The following is an 18,143-nucleotide window of genomic DNA, read 5'->3' on the forward strand; positions in this document are numbered from 1 at the left end:
TATAGAGGCTTAAGGAAATTCGTAAGATATCAGCCACTATACCGATATAAATAATAAGACTCACCTGCAAACCAGACGGTAATTTAATGATGATGAACGCTTTCTTTCCAGCAATGGCGCTTATTGTGCTAGTGGGTTGTTCTACACCGCCACCCGTGCAGAAAGCACAACGGGTAAAGGTTGATCCTCTGCGTTCGTTGAATATGGAAGCGTTATGCAAGGATCAGGCGGCAAAACGTTATAACACCGGCGAGCAAAAAATCGACGTCACCGCCTTCGAACAGTTCCAGGGAAGCTATGAAATGCGCGGTTATACCTTCCGGAAAGAGCAGTTTGTCTGTTCTTTTGACGCGGATGGCCATTTTTTGCATCTTTCCATGCGTTAAGCCCTGCTTTTTCCCGTTTCGTACTGTATATCTTCCATCCAGCGGGTATACTGATCCCTTCCTTTAAATCCACACGTATCCAGCACGAAATAATATGCAAAAGTTTGATACCAGGACCTTCCAGGGCTTGATCCTGACCTTACAGGATTACTGGGCTCGCCAGGGCTGCACCATTGTTCAACCATTGGACATGGAAGTCGGCGCGGGAACCTCTCACCCAATGACCTGTCTGCGCGCGCTGGGGCCAGAACCGATGGCGGCTGCTTATGTTCAGCCTTCTCGTCGCCCGACCGATGGTCGCTACGGCGAAAACCCCAACCGTTTACAGCACTACTATCAGTTCCAGGTGGTCATTAAGCCATCGCCGGACAATATTCAGGAGCTGTACCTCGGTTCTCTGAAAGAGCTGGGCATGGACCCGACCATCCACGACATCCGTTTCGTGGAAGATAACTGGGAAAACCCGACGCTGGGTGCCTGGGGGCTGGGCTGGGAAGTGTGGCTAAACGGCATGGAAGTGACGCAGTTCACTTACTTCCAGCAGGTTGGTGGTCTGGAATGTAAACCGGTTACCGGTGAGATCACCTACGGTCTGGAACGTCTGGCCATGTACATTCAGGGCGTAGACAGCGTTTACGACCTGGTCTGGAGCGACGGCCCGCTGGGTAAAACCACCTACGGCGACGTGTTCCATCAGAACGAAGTGGAGCAGTCCACTTACAACTTCGAATACGCGGATGTGGACTTCTTGTTCACCTGCTTCGAGCAGTACGAGAAAGAAGCGCAGCAGTTGCTGGCGCTGGAAAATCCGCTGCCGCTGCCAGCCTACGAGCGTATTCTGAAAGCCGCCCACAGCTTCAACCTGCTGGATGCGCGTAAAGCCATCTCCGTCACCGAGCGTCAGCGCTACATTCTGCGCATTCGCACCCTGACCAAAGCAGTGGCAGAAGCATACTACGCTTCCCGTGAAGCCCTCGGCTTCCCGATGTGCAACAAAGATAAGTAAGAGGCGGCTATGTCTGAGAAAACTTTTCTGGTGGAAATCGGCACTGAAGAGCTGCCACCAAAAGCACTACGCAGCCTGGCTGAGTCCTTTGCTGCGAACTTTACTGCGGAGCTGGATAACGCTGGCCTCGCACACGGCACCGTTCAATGGTTTGCGGCTCCACGTCGTCTGGCGCTGAAAGTGGCTAACCTGGCGGAAGCGCAACCGGATCGTGAAATCGAAAAACGCGGCCCGGCAATTGCCCAGGCGTTCGACGCTGAAGGCAAACCGAGCAAAGCGGCAGAAGGCTGGGCGCGTGGCTGCGGTATTACCGTTGACCAGGCCGAGCGTCTGACCACTGACAAAGGCGAATGGCTGCTGTATCGCGCCCATGTGAAGGGCGAAAGCACCGAAGCACTGCTGCCGAATATGGTTGCGACTTCGCTGGCGAAACTGCCGATCCCGAAACTGATGCGTTGGGGCGCAAGCGACGTGCACTTCGTGCGTCCGGTGCACACCGTGACCCTGCTGCTGGGCGACAAAGTTATTCCGGCAACCATTCTGGGCATTCAGTCCGATCGCGTGATTCGCGGCCACCGCTTTATGGGCGAGCCGGAATTCACCATCGATAATGCCGATCAGTATCCGGAAATTCTGCGTGAGCGCGGTAAAGTCATCGCCGATTACGAAGAACGTAAAGCGAAGATTAAAGCCGATGCCGAAGAAGCGGCGCGTAAGATTGGCGGTAACGCTGACTTAAGCGAAAGCCTGTTGGAAGAAGTCGCTTCGCTGGTGGAATGGCCGGTTGTGCTGACCGCAAAATTCGAAGAGAAATTCCTCGCGGTGCCGTCTGAAGCGCTGGTTTACACCATGAAAGGTGACCAGAAGTACTTCCCGGTGTATGCGAACGACGGCAAACTGCTGCCGAACTTTATCTTCGTTGCCAACATCGAATCGAAAGATCCGCAGCAAATTATCTCTGGTAACGAGAAAGTCGTTCGTCCACGTCTGGCGGATGCTGAGTTCTTCTTCAATACCGACCGTAAAAAACGTCTGGAAGATAACCTGCCGCGCCTGCAAACCGTGCTGTTCCAGCAACAGCTGGGGACGCTGCGCGACAAAACTGACCGCATCCAGGCGCTGGCTGGCTGGATCGCCGAACAGATTGGCGCTGACGTTAACCACGCTACCCGTGCGGGCCTGCTGTCTAAGTGTGACCTGATGACCAACATGGTCTTCGAGTTCACCGACACCCAGGGCGTTATGGGGATGCACTACGCGCGTCACGATGGCGAAGCGGAAGATGTCGCGGTGGCGCTGAATGAGCAGTATCAGCCGCGCTTTGCCGGTGATGACCTGCCGTCCAACCCGGTAGCCTGTGCGCTGGCGATTGCTGACAAGATGGATACCCTGGCGGGTATATTCGGTATCGGTCAGCATCCGAAAGGCGACAAAGACCCGTTTGCGTTGCGTCGTGCCGCACTTGGCGTGCTGCGTATTATCGTTGAGAAGAACCTCAACCTTGATCTGCAAACGCTGACCGAAGAAGCGGTGCGTCTGTATGGCGATAAGCTGACTAATGCCAACGTGGTTGATGATGTTATCGACTTTATGCTCGGTCGCTTCCGCGCCTGGTATCAGGACGAAGGTTACACCGTTGACACCATCCAGGCGGTACTGGCGCGTCGTCCGACTCGTCCGGCTGATTTCGATGCCCGTATGAAAGCGGTATCGCACTTCCGTACCCTGGAAGCAGCTGCAGCACTGGCGGCGGCGAACAAACGTGTATCTAACATTCTGGCGAAATCTGACGAAGTGCTGAGCGATCGCGTGAATGCCTCTACTCTGAAAGAGCCGGAAGAAATTAAGCTGGCTATGCAGGTTGTGGTGCTACGTGACAAGCTGGAGCCGTACTTTGCGGAAGGTCGTTACCAGGATGCGCTGGTCGAACTGGCTGAGCTGCGTGAACCGGTCGATGCTTTCTTCGATAAAGTGATGGTCATGGTTGATGATAAAGAATTGCGTATCAACCGTCTGACCATGCTGGAAAAACTGCGCGAACTGTTCCTGCGCGTTGCGGATATTTCGCTGTTGCAGTAATAACGCCGTTATTAAAAAGCCTGCCATCTGGCAGGCTTTTTTTATCGCTAAATAATACAGCAACCTTTAATAATCTTCTGCTGAATAAAGATTATCTCATATATTAATTTTATGAGATTTTTTTAGGATTATATCAAGGAGAAGAAACGAACTTATTAAGCTGGAATAGCTGCGGGTGCTTGAGACTGTTTGTCTCAGGTATTCACCGAAAGGCAGACAGAGAAAAGCCCCACCTGACTATAAATCAAAGTGAGGCCCCTCTATGCATAGACACCATAAGGTTAGCCTCTTACTCGTTGGAAATCAACACAGGGGGCTGGGAATGCCGCAGAAATATAGATTACTTTCTTTAATAGTGATTTGTTTCACGCTTTTATTTTTCACCTGGATGATAAGAGATTCACTGTGTGAATTGCATATTAAACAGGAGAGTTATGAGCTGGCGGCGTTTTTAGCCTGCAAATTGAAAGAGTAAGCGTCTTCGGCGGGAAATTATTCCCGCCTTTCTTACGGTGTTGCGCATTCTCATTGCACCCAAATTTATTCTTCACAAAAATAACACTAGATTCTATTACGCGATCGATTATTTATTTCCTGAAAAACAAATAAAAAAATCCCCGCCAAATGGCAGGGATCTTAGATTCTGTGCTTTTAAGCAGAGATTACAGGCTGGTTACGTTACCAGCTGCCGGGCCTTTAGCGCCGCTTTCGATGGTGAAGGACACTTTCTGACCTTCGTCCAGAGATTTGTAACCATCGTTCTGGATAGCAGAGAAGTGTACGAACACGTCTTTAGAGCCATCGTCAGGAGTGATGAAGCCGAAGCCTTTGTCAGCGTTGAACCATTTTACGATACCAGTCATTTTACCGGACATAGTGTATTACCTTTAATAATTAATTGTGCCTTTCGGCGATATGGCGTGCTTTACAGATTTTGAAGCGTTAAAGGAATGTGCACTACGAGGGGTATCAACGATAACTCTTGAAGGGACTTGCCTTACTACACTGCTTTAATGGTCTGTACGTCAAACCGTTGATGTGCATTAAGCCACGCATTGGTGGGTGATGCAACAATTATTTTTCATATTTATGATTAATCGGTTGGAAAACGGTCCTGTTATCAGGACCGTAAACAGAAATAAAGTGGATAAAAGTCTATTCCATCAACTGCTTACTTAATGCCGGGTTGGCTTGAATCAAACGCATCAATTTTAGTTCGGCACTTGAAGGCTTCACGCGTCTGGATTCCCATTCCTTTACCATGGCGACTGATACGCCCAAAACCCGGGCAAAATCATCGATTTTTAATCCTGTCCCTTTTCGTAACTGCTCAATTTCGGTACAGGACGTTGTTCTGTGCGTCAGGGTAATTTTCTGCGTTTCATCTTTAAAAACAATCTGTTCCAGGCTGCTCAACAGCTCATGCATTGGATCTTTATATTCCATTGAAAACTCCTCAAATCACACTGCGGGATCGTGAATTGCATCGAAGCTCATTAAGAATAGTCGGGAAAAACAGACACAGCGGGGTGTAGTCAGGGCATACTCTGACTATGATTCGATTCAGCCAGTCATTTAGCGTGACTTATAGCCACCTAACGATCTGATAAATGCCGATATATCTCTTACCACTCCCGGTTTGTAAAGATTTCGAAAATCTAACGTTCTGCGAAGGCGTAAATCTCTGGCTACAAAAAAGGCAACGGCAATATCATTTTTTAACAATGAAACAACAAATTAACCTTGTTTCATTTTCTCCATGATTTTACCAGGAAGATTACGTAGAAAGGGTATCCTGCAAGCCTGTCCTGGACTATCCTTGTCACGTCAGACACGCGTGTGTCGTTGTGCGCTTTTTTTGGGTGAAAGGAGTAAGAAAATGGCGACAGGAAAGTCCTGCTCTCGCTGGTTTGCGCCTCTTGCGGCGTTATTAATGGTAGTTAGCCTGAGTGGGTGTTTTGATAAAGAAGGCGATCAGCGTAAAGCGTTTATCGACTTCCTGCAGAATACAGTGATGCGTAGCGGTGAACGTCTACCAACCCTGACTGCCGATCAGAAAAAACAGTTTGGTCCTTTTGTCTCTGATTACGCGATTCTGTATGGTTATTCTCAGCAGGTGAATCAGGCGATGGATTCCGGTCTGCGCCCGGTTGTAGACAGCGTTAACGCAATTCGCGTACCGCAGGATTACGTTACGCAAAGCGGTCCGCTGCGTGAAATGAACGGTTCGCTGGGTGTGCTGGCGCAACAGCTGCAAAATGCGAAGTTGCAGGCCGATGCTGCGCACTCTGCGTTAAAACAGAGTGATGACCTGAAACCGGTCTTTGATCAGGCATTCACCAAAGTGGTAACGACGCCAGCTGATGCATTGCAACCGTTGATTCCGGCGGCACAAACTTTCACGCAACAACTGGTGATGGTTGGAGACTACATTGCTCAGCAAGGTACTCAGGTGAGCTTTGTCGCAAATGGCATCCAGTTCCCGACTTCACAGCAGGCAAGTGAATATAACAAACTGATTGCGCCATTACCGGCACAACATCAGGCGTTTAATCAGGCCTGGACTACAGCTGTTACTGCAACCCAATAAAGAGTAAAAGCCCGAGCGATTATCGGGCTTTACTCCACGCAGTCGCGGCTTAGTCCGCGACGTGCGGATTCACACAGTTCTTTTCAACCTTTCCTTGTAACGCATCAATCAAATTATCCACGGCACAGGCGGCCATGCCATAACGCGTCTCATGGGTGGCAGATCCAATATGCGGTACTGCGACGACGTTGGCCATTGAGAGCAACGGCGAATCTACGGACAGTGGCTCTTGTTCGAAGACATCCAGCCCGGCGGCGTGAATTTCCCCTTTCTGCAATGCAGCAATCAGTGCATTTTCATCAACCACCGGGCCACGTCCGGCATTAATGAAAATGGCGGAGGATTTCATTTTGGCGAATTGTTCTGCGCCAAACAGATGATGCGTCTCATCCGTTAACGGCAGGATCAGGCAAACGAAATCTGACTCTTGTAACAGAGTATCCAAATCGCAGTAGCGGGCGTTGAAGCGTTCTTCTGCTTCTTTATGGTGGCGGCGCGCGTTATAGAGGATGGGCATGTTGAAACCAAAGTGCGCACGTTGTGCCAGCGCCATACCGATCCGTCCCATCCCGACAATGCCCAGTGTTTTATGGTGAACGTCAGTGCCGTACCAGTCCGGGCCTATGCTCGCGGTCCATTCGCCTGCTTTTACCCGTTCTGCTACCTCCACAACCCGACGAGCGGTAGACAACACCAGCGCCATCAGCGTATCGGCGACGGTTTCTGTTAATACGGTTGGTGTGTGCATCAGCAGAATTTTTCGGGCGGTAAGCGCATCGACATCAAAATTGTCATAGCCGACGGAGATCGTTGATGTGGCACGCAGTTTCGGCATTTTTTCCAGCAATGCGGCATCAACATTCTCATTTGAACCCAGCAAGCCTTCAGCTTCGGCAAAAATTGCTGCATTTTGTTCGACGGTTTGTGGGCTGAGGTTTGCCACCTGGTGAACGGTGAAATGTTCTTGCAGGCGTTGCAGTAAATCATCAGGTAAGGCTTTGTAGAGGATAACGGACGGCTTCATGCTTCTCTCCATTCACTGATAAGGCGATCACCTTAGCCTGAAATATGATGAAGGAAAACTGAAGAATGCCAGGTGATTTCTGCATCACCTGACATGAAAGGGATTACAGTGGGCTTAAGGTAATTTCTACACGGCGGTTTTGCGCTTTACCTTCTGCGGTGCTGTTGCTGGCGATTGGGTTAGCCGGGCCAAGGCCTTGAGTACGGATGCGGCTGGCGTCCACGCCCTGGGTGATCAACGCGCTGGCAACGGAATCCGCACGCTGCTGGGAGAGACGCATGTTCAGGTCGTGACTCCCCGTGCTGTCGGTATAACCAATCACGTTAACCGCCGTTTTCGGATACTCTTTCAGTACCATTGCCACGCCGGTCAGGGTGTTAGCGCCCGCCGGTTTCAGGGTTGCGCTGCTGCTGTCGAAGGTCACATTGTTCGGCATATTGAGGATAATGTTATCCCCGCTGCGGGTTACGCTAACACCAGTGCCGCGCATTTTGTCACGCAGCTTCGCTTCCTGCACATCCATGTAATAACCAACGCCGCCGCCCAGAGCTGCGCCTGCTGCTGCGCCAATGAGCGCGCCTTTACCGCGATCTTTCTTCGAAGAAGAGAGCGCACCAATACCCGCGCCAACGAGAGAGCCCAGACCTGCGCCGATAGCAGATTTACCTGCTTCGCGTTCGCCGGTGTAAGGGTTAGTTGTACAGCCAGATACCGCCAGAGCGCCACTCACTACGGCGGCAATAAGATAAACACGTTTCTTCATTGTTAATCCTTAATAACCTTTTTATTCTTTGCCACGGGTTCCGTGGCGGGAGATTATGCCGCGTGAGCATGAAGATTATTCCTGGGAATACTCGGAAATTTGTAAGTAATATTTAACTGCTCAATACATCTAACCTTTCAGGAGTCTTCGGTTTGGCCAACTCATCCTCACGATATTCCGTTCTGACTGCCGCCCACTGGGGGCCTATGCTGGTTGAAACCGACGGCGAAACCGTGTTTAGCTCGCGTGGCGCGTTAGCCACAGGAATGGAAAACTCCTTGCAGAGCGCGGTTCGCGACCAGGTTCACAGCAATACGCGGGTGCGATTTCCAATGGTGCGCAAAGGCTTTCTTGCGTCACCGGAAAATCCGCAAGGCATTCGTGGGCAGGATGAATTTGTTCGCGTGAGTTGGGATGAGGCGCTGGAGCTTATTCACCATCAACATAAACGCATTCGTGAGGCTTATGGTCCGGCATCGATTTTTGCTGGTTCCTACGGCTGGCGTTCAAACGGCGTGCTGCATAAGGCCTCGACATTATTACAACGCTATATGGCGTTGGCAGGCGGTTATACCGGGCATCTGGGGGATTATTCGACCGGCGCGGCACAGGCGATCATGCCGTATGTCGTGGGTGGCAGCGAAGTTTATCAACAGCAAACCAGTTGGCCGCTGGTGCTGGAACATAGCGATGTCGTGGTGCTGTGGAGTGCTAACCCACTCAATACGCTGAAAATTGCGTGGAATGCATCCGATGAGCAGGGGCTTTCTTACTTTTCCGCACTGCGTGACAGCGGGAAAAAGCTGATCTGCATTGATCCAATGCGATCGGAAACCATCGATTTCTTTGGCGATAAAATGGAGTGGGTGGCACCACACATGGGCACCGATGTTGCGTTGATGCTGGGGATCGCCCATACGCTGGTGGAAAATGGTTGGCACGACGAAGCGTTTCTGGCGCGTTGCACCACAGGTTATGCCGTCTTCGCCTCTTATTTGCTGGGCGAGAGTGACGGTATAGCGAAAAACGCCGAATGGGCGGCAGAGATTTGTGGTGTTGGCGCAGCGAAAATCCGCGAGCTGGCGGCTATTTTCCACCAAAATACAACCATGCTGATGGCAGGCTGGGGAATGCAGCGCCAACAGTTTGGTGAGCAAAAACACTGGATGCTCGTCACGCTGGCGGCAATGTTGGGGCAAATCGGCACACCCGGCGGCGGTTTTGGTCTTTCTTACCATTTTGCCAATGGTGGTAACCCCACGCGCCGCGCTGCGGTGCTCTCTTCCATGCAGGGCAGCTTGCCGGGTGGCACCGATGCGGTAGATAAAATCCCTGTCGCCCGCATTGTTGAAGCACTGGAAAACCCTGGTGGCGCATATCAACATAACGGTATGGACCGACATTTCCCGGATATTCGTTTTATCTGGTGGGCGGGTGGTGCCAACTTTACTCATCATCAGGATACCAATCGCCTGATCCGTGCCTGGCAAAAACCGGAGCTGGTGGTGATCTCCGAATGCTTCTGGACGGCTGCGGCGAAACACGCGGATATCGTTCTGCCTGCGACAACCTCTTTTGAGCGTAATGATCTCACCATGACCGGTGATTACAGTAATCAGCATCTGGTGCCGATGAAGCAAGTGGTGCCGCCACGCTATGAAGCGCGTAATGATTTTGATGTTTTTGCCGACTTGAGTGAACGTTGGCAGAAGGGCGGTTATGCACGTTTTACGGAAGGAAAAAGTGAGCTGCAATGGCTGGAAACGTTTTATAACGTTGCCCGGCAGCGCGGGGCAAGCCAGCAGGTTGAATTGCCGCCATTTGCTGAGTTCTGGCAAGCCAACCAGTTAATTGAGATGCCGGAAAACCCGGACAGTGAGCGGTTTATTCGCTTCGCCGATTTTCGCCGCGATCCGCAGGCGCATCCATTAAAAACCGCCAGCGGTAAGATTGAAATCTTCTCGCAGCGTATTGCCGATTACGCTTATCCGGATTGCCCGGGGCATCCAATGTGGCTGGCGCCGGACGAATGGCAGGGCAGTGCCGAACCGGAACAGTTGCAGGTACTTTCTGCTCATCCGGCGCATCGTCTGCACAGCCAGCTGAATTACAGTTCTCTGCGCGAATTGTACGCGGTGGCAAATCGTGAGCCTGTCACCATTCATCCTGACGATGCCCAGACGCGCGGCATACAAGATGGCGATACTGTTCGGCTGTGGAACTCACGCGGGCAAATTCTTGCCGGCGCGGTCATTAGCGAGGGAATTAAACCTGGCGTGATTTGTATTCACGAAGGCGCATGGCCGGATTTGGATTTAACCGCTGGCGGCATTTGTAAAAACGGCGCAGTGAACGTGCTGACCAAAGATCTCCCCAGCTCGCGGCTGGGGAATGGCTGTGCGGGTAATACGGCGCTGGCATGGCTGGAAAAATACACCGGTTCGGAACTGACACTTACAGCGTTTGAACCACCGGCCAGCTCATAATCCAGGTGGGTAGTTGGGTTTCATCCTGCCATGCGCAATCGACAATGTGAAAACCCTGCGCATGGTAGAAATCTATCGCCGGTTGATTTTTTTGATAAACCTCCAGCATCAGATGGGGATGGCGCTGCTGCACATACTGCATTAGCGCCTTACCAATACCGCGTCTGACGGCCTTCGGTGCGACAAACATTGCTGCGAGGAATCGGCCTTCCATAATGCTGACAAAACCGAGAAGCTTACCGTCTTCTTCCCAGACCCAGTTTTGCGCGTTGGCAAGATACGCATCCCGCACCAGCGGAATGCAGTCACGCCAGTAACTCGATTTTATAAAGGGATGCCCCCAGGTTGTACTTTCCAGCCACAGTTGGAGGATCGCGGGGAGTTCTGAACGTTGCACTTCCCGAATCATGGTTTATTTCCCGGATGGCAACAGCAGCCAACCACATGATCATTCACCAGCCCACATGCCTGCATAAAGGAGTAACAGATTGTGGTACCGACAAACTTAAAACCACGTTTTTTTAGTGCCTTAGATAGGGCGTCGGAGGCGGGTGTAGATGTGGGGATTTCGCTCAACGTTGTGGCTTGTGTCACCTGTGGTTGATGATTGACAAACGACCAGACAAAGTCGGCAAACGGTTCGCCGTTCTGTTCCATTTGCAGGTACGCCCGCGCATTACCAATAATTGCCTGAATTTTCCCACGATGGCGGATAATCCCGGCGTCCTGTACCAGTCTTTCGATATCCTCTTCCTGCATTGCGGCAACTTTCACCGGATCGAACTGATGAAAGCATGCGCGATAGTTTTCGCGTTTTTTGAGGACGGTGATCCACGATAACCCAGCCTGCTGCCCTTCAAGGCAGATCATTTCGAACAGTTTTTTACTGTCAGTTTCAGGCACGCCCCATTCATTATCATGGTAGGCAATATAAAGCGGGTCCTGACTCACCCAGCCGCAACGTTCCATACTTTCCCTCGCTATGTACCCGATCGTAAAAATTTCAGCCGCTTTTCTTGACGCATCGGTGAAAAAGTCAATATTTAATACAGGGCTACTATGCCCGATATCCTTCATACAATGACAATAATATTGCCGAATTCGGCTCTTCCCTGGAGTCGTGTTAATGATCATAAAAAAAAGCGGTGGTCGCTGGCAGCTAAGCCTGCTTGCGAGCGTGGTAATCAGTGCCTTTTTTCTCAACACAGCTTACGCCTGGCAACAAGAATATATCGTTGATACGCAACCCGGACATTCCACAGAGCGTTACACCTGGGATAGCGATCATCAACCTGATTACAACGATATTTTGTCGCAACGTATTCAAAGTAGCCAAAGGGCGCTGGGACTGGAAGTCAATCTGGCGGAAGAAACCCCTGTGGATGTGACCAGCAGTATGAGTATGGGCTGGAATTTTCCTTTATATGAGCAGGTTACAACCGGCCCGGTCGCGGCATTTCATTACGATGGCACAACCACCTCGATGTATAACGAGTTTGGCGACAGTACTACCACGCTGGCCGATCCGTTATGGCATGCCAGCGTGAGTACCTTAGGCTGGCGTGTTGACTCCCGGCTTGGCGATCTCCGACCCTGGGCGCAAATCAGCTATAACCAGCAATTTGGCGAGAATATCTGGAAGGCGCAATCAGGCCTGAGCCGGATGACGGCGACAAACCAGAACGGCAACTGGCTGGATGTCACCGTAGGCGCTGATATGTTGCTCAATCAAAATATTGCTGCCTATGCTGCGCTATCTCAGGCAGAAAATACCACTAACAATAGCGACTATCTGTATACGATGGGGGTTAGCGCCAGATTTTAACGTTATAGATACAATTGAAACCCATAAATAACAACTAATGTGGCGATAGTGGGGACTAACTTACTAAATAATAAATTTGGCGAATAATTGTCGAGTCATTCATTCCTGAACTAATGCATTTCATTCCGTTCTGATGGCATTTCATGCCGTTTTTCCCCAGGCATAAAGCGCACTTCGTTATGGTTGTCAGCAGAGATTTTTCCTTTTTATTACTGCAGGAATACTGCCATGACACCTTCAAATTATCAGCGTACTCGCTGGCTGACACTCATCGGTACTATCATTACCCAGTTTGCTCTGGGGTCGGTTTATACCTGGAGTCTGTTTAACGGTGCGCTTTCTGCCAAGCTGGGGGCTCCTGTAAGCCAGGTTGCTTTCTCTTTCGGCTTGTTAAGTCTGGGGCTGGCAATTTCGTCTTCTGTTGCGGGCAAATTGCAGGAACGTTTTGGTGTTAAACGCGTCACTATGGCTTCCGGCATTTTGCTGGGATTAGGTTTCTTCCTGACAGCACATTCCAACAACCTGATGATGCTGTGGTTAAGCGCCGGTGTGCTGGTCGGTCTGGCGGATGGCGCGGGTTACCTGTTGACGCTCTCTAACTGCGTGAAGTGGTTTCCGGAGCGTAAGGGACTTATCTCTGCTTTTGCTATCGGTTCTTATGGTCTGGGCAGCCTGGGTTTTAAATTTATCGACACGCACCTGCTCGAAACGGTGGGTCTGGAAAAAACCTTTGTTATTTGGGGCGCGATTGTACTGGTGATGATTGTCTTTGGCGCAACGTTAATGAAAGATGCGCCGAAGCAGGAAGTGAAAACCAGCAATGGTGTGGTGGAGAAGGACTACACCCTGGCAGAGTCGATGCGTAAACCGCAGTACTGGATGTTAGCGGTTATGTTCCTGACTGCGTGCATGAGTGGTCTGTATGTGATTGGTGTAGCGAAAGATATCGCTCAAAGTCTGGCGCATCTTGATGCAATTTCCGCAGCCAATGCTGTGACGGTTATTTCCATCGCCAACCTTTCTGGTCGTCTGGTGCTGGGCATTCTGTCTGACAAAATCGCCCGTATCCGTGTTATCACCATTGGTCAGGTGATTGCGCTGGTGGGGATGGCGGCCCTGCTGTTTGCACCATTGAATGCAGTGACGTTCTTTGCAGCGATTGCCTGTGTGGCATTTAACTTTGGTGGCACGATTACTGTGTTCCCGTCGCTGGTTAGTGAGTTCTTCGGCCTCAATAACCTGGCGAAAAACTACGGCGTCATTTACCTCGGTTTCGGTATCGGCAGCATTTGTGGTTCGATTATCGCTTCACTGTTTGGCGGATTCTATGTGACTTTCTACGTGATTTTCGCCCTGCTGATTCTGTCACTGGCGCTTTCTACGACCATTCGCCAGCCAGAGCAGAAAATGTTGCGTGAGGCGCATGGCTCCCTTTAATCATCTGCCGCGAGCTACTGGGCTTCAGCTTCAGTGTGCATCAAACGCATCAACGAAATGTATAAACAATAACGCATAAAATTTGGGCCAGTTAGCTGGCCCTTTTTACTGCTTTTTGTAACGCTAAAGTCTCTTTTCAAACTTGCATTTTTGTAAATTTGTGCTTCGTGCACACTCTTTCCCCACACTTTTTCCCTTTGCTGTGGTCTACTTATTCGCGCGTGTAGATTTTACTTATCTGACTACCTCCGCACTTTTCCCCTGCCAGGCCTGAAAAGCCACTAAGCAGGGTGTTATCACCTGTTTGTCCAGGGTTTGTTTGCATGAGATACATCAAATCGATTACACAGCAGAAGCTGAGCTTTTTGCTTGCAATCTATATTGGCCTTTTTATGAATGGCGCGGTTTTTTACCGCCGTTTCGGCAGCTATGCGCACGATTTTACCGTCTGGAAAGGCATTTCTGCTGTTGTTGAACTGGCCGCCACCGTACTGGTGACCTTCTTTTTACTGCGTCTTCTTTCGCTGTTTGGCCGCCGCAGCTGGCGTATTCTGGCATCGCTGGTGGTGCTCTTTTCCGCAGGTGCCAGCTATTACATGACCTTCCTTAATGTAGTCATTGGTTATGGCATCATCGCATCCGTCATGACCACCGATATCGACCTGTCAAAAGAAGTTGTTGGTCTGAACTTTATTCTCTGGTTAATCGCCGTAAGCGCGTTGCCTCTTATCCTTATCTGGAATAACCGCTGTCGTTACACCTTGCTCCGACAACTGCGAACCCCAGGGCAACGTATTCGCAGCCTGGCGGTCGTCGTACTGGCAGGTATTATGGTTTGGGCACCGATTCGTTTGCTGGATATCCAGCAGAAGAAAGTGGAGAGGGCGACAGGTGTTGATTTGCCGAGTTATGGCGGCGTCGTCGCGAACTCTTATCTGCCATCAAACTGGCTTTCGGCATTAGGTCTTTATGCCTGGGCGCGGGTCGATGAATCTTCCGATAACAATTCTCTCCTTAACCCTGCGAAGAAGTTTACGTACCAGGCTCCACAAAACGTTGATGATACATATGTCGTTTTCATTATTGGTGAAACCACGCGCTGGGATCATATGGGCATTTTCGGCTATGAACGCAATACCACACCGAAGCTGGCTCAGGAGAAAAATCTGGCGGCGTTCCGTGGTTACTCCTGTGATACTGCAACCAAACTCTCACTGCGTTGCATGTTTGTACGTCAGGGTGGAGCAGAAGATAATCCGCAGCGCACATTAAAAGAACAGAACATTTTCGCGGTATTGAAGCAGTTAGGATTCAGTTCTGATCTCTACGCTATGCAAAGCGAAATGTGGTTCTACAGCAATACGATGGCGGACAACATTGCTTATCGTGAGCAGATTGGTGCGGAGCCACGTAACCGTGGCAAACCGGTAGATGATATGTTACTGGTAGACGAAATGCAGCAATCGCTGGGGCGCAACCCGGATGGTAAACATCTGATCATTCTGCATACCAAAGGCTCACACTTTAACTACACCCAGCGTTACCCGCGCAGCTTTGCGCAGTGGAAGCCGGAATGTATTGGTGTTGATAGCGGCTGTACCAAAGCGCAGATGATCAACTCATACGACAACTCGGTGACCTATGTGGATCACTTTATTTCCAGCGTGATTGATCAGGTTCGCGATAAGAAAGCGATTGTGTTCTATGCAGCTGACCACGGTGAGTCAATTAATGAACGCGAGCACCTGCACGGCACGCCGCGTGAACTGGCACCGCCGGAACAGTTCCGTGTGCCGATGATGGTCTGGATGTCGGATAAATATCTGGAAAATCCGGTCAATGCGCAGGCATTTGCGCAGCTGAAAAAAGAAGCCGACATGAAAGTGCCACGCCGTCATGTAGAGCTGTACGACACCATCATGGGTTGTCTTGGCTATACTTCACCGGATGGTGGAATTAACGAAAACAACAACTGGTGTCACATCCCGCAGGCAAAAGAGGCGTCGGCTAACTAGGCCTGCTGACTTTCTCGCCGATCAAAAGGCATTTTGCTATTAAGGGATTGACGAGGGCGTATCTGCGCAGTAAGATGCGCCCCGCATTCGGTGATTGGCGCAGCCTGGTAGCGCACTTCGTTCGGGACGAAGGGGTCGGAGGTTCGAATCCTCTATCACCGACCAAATTCGAAAAGCCTGCTCAACGAGCAGGCTTTTTTGCATCTGTAACTCATGAGGAAGAGAACCTCCGGGGGCGGGGAGGTTCGACTCGACGTAGGCCTGATAAGACGCGCCAGCGTCGCATCAGGCAAATGTACCGGCCCATTGTCGGATTCGGCGCGACCGCCTTATCCGATCTACACACCACACATTTCCCTGCCAAATTTGCGCCCCATATCTCACTATCCATTAACGGATTTGTGACAGAAACCATTGTCTTTTTTTATATTTGCTTAAATCTTTTTTTGCGTTACTTATGGCTGGCGCTGGCATTTTCCGCTGTGCGTTTTAGCGTTCATGGTATTAATCGCTCAGATATCCACCTTTACCTCAGATTTTTTTCATTAAATGCATAAAACTTAATCACCAAATGTTGCTAAATATTAAGCTGATTGTTCTGGTTGTGTTGGCGTAGCACAAATTTCTCTGCTGCAAATAGCTGTTTGAAGTTTTTTTAATCTTTGTTTGTGGATTCTCACCGTTGGTGTAAATCCCGGTTGGCTGTATTGACGTTTTCACATTCTGTTGACAGATTGTAGGTCACGAGGGGCATTTTATGGAGGATCCGCACTGTTACACTGATGTTAATTAGTACGGCATCCCCACCTCATAACGTTGACCCGACCGGGCAAAAAACAAAAAAGGTCAGGCAGCGACAACCCACTGCAAAGGGTTAAAACAACAAACATCACAATTGGAGCAGAATAATGCGTATTTCCTTGAAAAAGTCAGGGATGCTGAAGCTTGGTCTCAGCCTGGTGGCTATGACCGTCGCAGCAAGTGTTCAGGCTAAAACTCTGGTTTATTGCTCAGAAGGATCTCCGGAAGGGTTTAACCCGCAGCTGTTTACCTCCGGCACCACCTATGACGCCTCTTCCGTACCGCTTTATAACCGTCTGGTTGAATTTAAAATCGGCACCACTGAAGTGATCCCGGGCCTCGCTGAAAAGTGGGAAGTCAGCGAAGACGGTAAAACCTATACCTTCCATCTGCGTAAAGGTGTGAAGTGGCACGACAATAAAGAATTCAAACCGACGCGCGAACTGAATGCCGATGACGTAGTGTTCTCGTTCGATCGTCAGAAAAACGCGCAAAACCCGTACCATAAAGTCTCTGGCGGCAGCTACGAATACTTCGAAGGCATGGGCTTACCAGAGCTGATCAGCGAAGTGAAAAAGGTGGACGATAACACCGTTCAGTTTGTGCTGACTCGCCCGGAAGCGCCGTTCCTCGCTGACCTGGCAATGGACTTCGCCTCTATTCTGTCAAAAGAATATGCTGACGCGATGATGAAAGCCGGTACACCGGAAAAACTGGACCTCAACCCAATCGGTACCGGCCCGTTCCAGTTACAGCAGTACCAGAAAGATTCCCGTATTCGCTATAAAGCGTTTGATGGCTACTGGGGCACCAAACCGAAGATCGATACGCTGGTCTTCTCTATTACTCCTGACGCTTCCGTGCGTTACGCGAAATTGCAGAAGAACGAATGCCAGGTGATGCCGTACCCGAACCCGGCAGATATCGCCCGCATGAAGCAGGATAAATCCATCAACCTGATGGAAATGCCGGGGCTGAACGTCGGTTATCTCTCGTATAACGTGCAGAAAAAACCACTGGATGACGTGAAAGTTCGCCAGGCTCTGACCTACGCGGTGAACAAAGACGCTATCATCAAAGCGGTTTATCAGGGCGCGGGCGTATCAGCGAAAAACCTGATCCCGCCAACCATGTGGGGCTATAACGACGACGTTCAGGACTACACTTACGATCCTGAAAAAGCGAAAGCCTTGCTGAAAGAAGCGGGTCTGGAAAAAGGTTTCTCCATCGACCTGTGGGCAATGCCGGTACAACGTCCGTATAACCCGAATGCTCGCCGCATGGCGGAGATGATTCAGGCAGACTGGGCGAAAGTGGGCGTGCAGGCCAAAATCGTCACCTACGAATGGGGTGAGTACCTCAAGCGTGCGAAAGATGGCGAGCATCAGACGGTAATGATGGGCTGGACTGGCGATAACGGGGATCCGGATAACTTCTTCGCCACCCTGTTCAGCTGCGCCGCCTCTGAACAAGGCTCCAACTACTCAAAATGGTGCTACAAACCGTTTGAAGATCTGATTCAACCGGCGCGTGCTACCGACGACCACAATAAACGTGTTGAACTGTACAAACAAGCACAGGTCGTGATGCACGATCAGGCTCCGGCACTGATCATCGCTCACTCCACCGTGTTTGAACCGGTACGCAAAGAAGTTAAAGGCTATGTGGTTGATCCATTAGGCAAACATCACTTCGAAAATGTCTCTATCGAATAATTAAAAGCCATACCCG

At 50.4% G+C, this 18,143-nt stretch carries 17 protein-coding genes and 1 tRNA gene; 11 read left to right on the forward strand and 7 right to left on the reverse strand.

Features of this window, described 5'->3' with window-relative positions; genetic code table 11:
* Window positions 1-86 precede the first annotated feature (86 nt).
* From ysaB to hokA, 4 genes are all read left to right on the forward strand, one after another.
* Entirely contained in the window at window positions 87-386 is a 300-nt protein-coding gene (gene ysaB / locus EAS44_RS01520) for a YsaB family lipoprotein (protein ID WP_000980102.1), read from the forward strand.
* 94 nt (window positions 387-480) lie between these two features.
* Window positions 481-1,392 (forward strand): glycine--tRNA ligase subunit alpha, encoded by a 912-nt coding sequence (glyQ, locus tag EAS44_RS01525; RefSeq protein WP_001168544.1) that lies wholly within the window; start codon window positions 481-483, stop codon window positions 1,390-1,392.
* A gap of 9 nt (window positions 1,393-1,401) precedes the next feature.
* Window positions 1,402-3,471 carry a glycine--tRNA ligase subunit beta gene (gene glyS / locus EAS44_RS01530; RefSeq protein ID WP_001291788.1) on the forward strand — a complete coding sequence of 690 codons (2,070 nt, stop codon included), beginning with the start codon at window positions 1,402-1,404 and terminating at the stop codon, window positions 3,469-3,471.
* 322 nt (window positions 3,472-3,793) lie between these two features.
* Window positions 3,794-3,946 (forward strand): type I toxin-antitoxin system toxin HokA, encoded by a 153-nt coding sequence (hokA, locus tag EAS44_RS01535; protein WP_001135732.1) that lies wholly within the window; start codon window positions 3,794-3,796, stop codon window positions 3,944-3,946.
* Here hokA and EAS44_RS25305 read toward each other — a convergent pair.
* From EAS44_RS25305 to yiaG, 3 genes are all read right to left on the reverse strand, one after another.
* Window positions 3,923-3,994 carry a hypothetical protein gene (locus tag EAS44_RS25305; RefSeq protein WP_212734239.1) on the reverse strand — a complete coding sequence of 24 codons (72 nt, stop codon included), beginning with the start codon at window positions 3,992-3,994 and terminating at the stop codon, window positions 3,923-3,925. The genes hokA and EAS44_RS25305 overlap by 24 nt on opposite strands.
* A gap of 139 nt (window positions 3,995-4,133) precedes the next feature.
* Window positions 4,134-4,346, reverse strand: a complete 213-nt coding sequence (gene cspA / locus EAS44_RS01540) for an RNA chaperone/antiterminator CspA (RefSeq protein WP_000014594.1) — start codon at window positions 4,344-4,346, stop codon at window positions 4,134-4,136.
* Window positions 4,347-4,626: 280 nt separating this feature from the next.
* The gene (yiaG, locus tag EAS44_RS01545) at window positions 4,627-4,917 is read right to left on the reverse strand and encodes an HTH-type transcriptional regulator (protein ID WP_000455798.1); all 291 of its coding nucleotides are present in this window, start codon (window positions 4,915-4,917) and stop codon (window positions 4,627-4,629) included.
* Between the two features lie 433 nt (window positions 4,918-5,350).
* On the opposite strand from yiaG, the gene yiaF reads away from it, so the two are divergent.
* The gene (gene yiaF / locus EAS44_RS01550) at window positions 5,351-6,061 is read left to right on the forward strand and encodes a DUF3053 domain-containing protein (protein ID WP_000190516.1); all 711 of its coding nucleotides are present in this window, start codon (window positions 5,351-5,353) and stop codon (window positions 6,059-6,061) included.
* 49 nt (window positions 6,062-6,110) lie between these two features.
* Here the strand turns inward: yiaF and ghrB are convergent, their stop codons facing one another.
* A complete protein-coding gene (gene ghrB, locus EAS44_RS01555) occupies window positions 6,111-7,085 on the reverse strand; it encodes a glyoxylate/hydroxypyruvate reductase GhrB (RefSeq protein WP_000805027.1) in 975 nt (324 codons plus the stop codon).
* A gap of 103 nt (window positions 7,086-7,188) precedes the next feature.
* Window positions 7,189-7,848: an OmpA family lipoprotein gene (gene yiaD / locus EAS44_RS01560; RefSeq protein WP_000747631.1), complete on the reverse strand. Its 660-nt coding sequence runs from the start codon at window positions 7,846-7,848 to the stop codon at window positions 7,189-7,191.
* Window positions 7,849-8,000: 152 nt separating this feature from the next.
* Between yiaD and bisC the strand changes: the two genes are divergently transcribed.
* Window positions 8,001-10,334, forward strand: a complete 2,334-nt coding sequence (bisC, locus tag EAS44_RS01565; RefSeq protein WP_000013974.1) for a biotin sulfoxide reductase — start codon at window positions 8,001-8,003, stop codon at window positions 10,332-10,334.
* Here the strand turns inward: bisC and yiaC are convergent.
* The gene (gene yiaC / locus EAS44_RS01570; RefSeq protein WP_000617662.1) at window positions 10,303-10,743 is read right to left on the reverse strand and encodes an N-acetyltransferase; all 441 of its coding nucleotides are present in this window, start codon (window positions 10,741-10,743) and stop codon (window positions 10,303-10,305) included. The genes bisC and yiaC overlap by 32 nt on opposite strands.
* Complete coding sequence (tag, locus tag EAS44_RS01575) at window positions 10,740-11,303, reverse strand: DNA-3-methyladenine glycosylase I (RefSeq protein ID WP_000438940.1); 564 nt, start codon at window positions 11,301-11,303, stop codon at window positions 10,740-10,742. The genes yiaC and tag overlap by 4 nt, the downstream gene beginning before the upstream one ends.
* Before the next feature lie 157 nt (window positions 11,304-11,460).
* Between tag and yhjY the strand changes: the two genes are divergently transcribed.
* From yhjY to dppA, 5 genes are all read left to right on the forward strand, one after another.
* On the forward strand, window positions 11,461-12,159 hold the full coding sequence (yhjY, locus tag EAS44_RS01580) for an autotransporter outer membrane beta-barrel domain-containing protein (protein WP_000584465.1): 699 nt from the start codon (window positions 11,461-11,463) through the stop codon (window positions 12,157-12,159).
* A gap of 228 nt (window positions 12,160-12,387) precedes the next feature.
* Window positions 12,388-13,596, forward strand: coding sequence for an MFS transporter (gene yhjX / locus EAS44_RS01585; RefSeq protein ID WP_000189046.1), 1,209 nt, complete (start codon window positions 12,388-12,390; stop codon window positions 13,594-13,596).
* 323 nt (window positions 13,597-13,919) lie between these two features.
* Window positions 13,920-15,611, forward strand: coding sequence for a kdo(2)-lipid A phosphoethanolamine 7''-transferase (eptB, locus tag EAS44_RS01590; protein WP_001269201.1), 1,692 nt, complete (start codon window positions 13,920-13,922; stop codon window positions 15,609-15,611).
* 88 nt (window positions 15,612-15,699) lie between these two features.
* Window positions 15,700-15,776, forward strand: a tRNA-Pro gene (locus EAS44_RS01595).
* A 743-nt stretch (window positions 15,777-16,519) separates the two neighbouring features.
* Complete coding sequence (dppA, locus tag EAS44_RS01600; RefSeq protein WP_001222871.1) at window positions 16,520-18,127, forward strand: dipeptide ABC transporter substrate-binding protein DppA; 1,608 nt, start codon at window positions 16,520-16,522, stop codon at window positions 18,125-18,127.
* The last annotated feature ends 16 nt before the right edge of the window (window positions 18,128-18,143 follow it).

The sequence above is a fragment of the Escherichia coli DSM 30083 = JCM 1649 = ATCC 11775 genome (assembly GCF_003697165.2).
Classification (GTDB): Bacteria; Pseudomonadota; Gammaproteobacteria; order Enterobacterales; family Enterobacteriaceae; genus Escherichia; species Escherichia coli.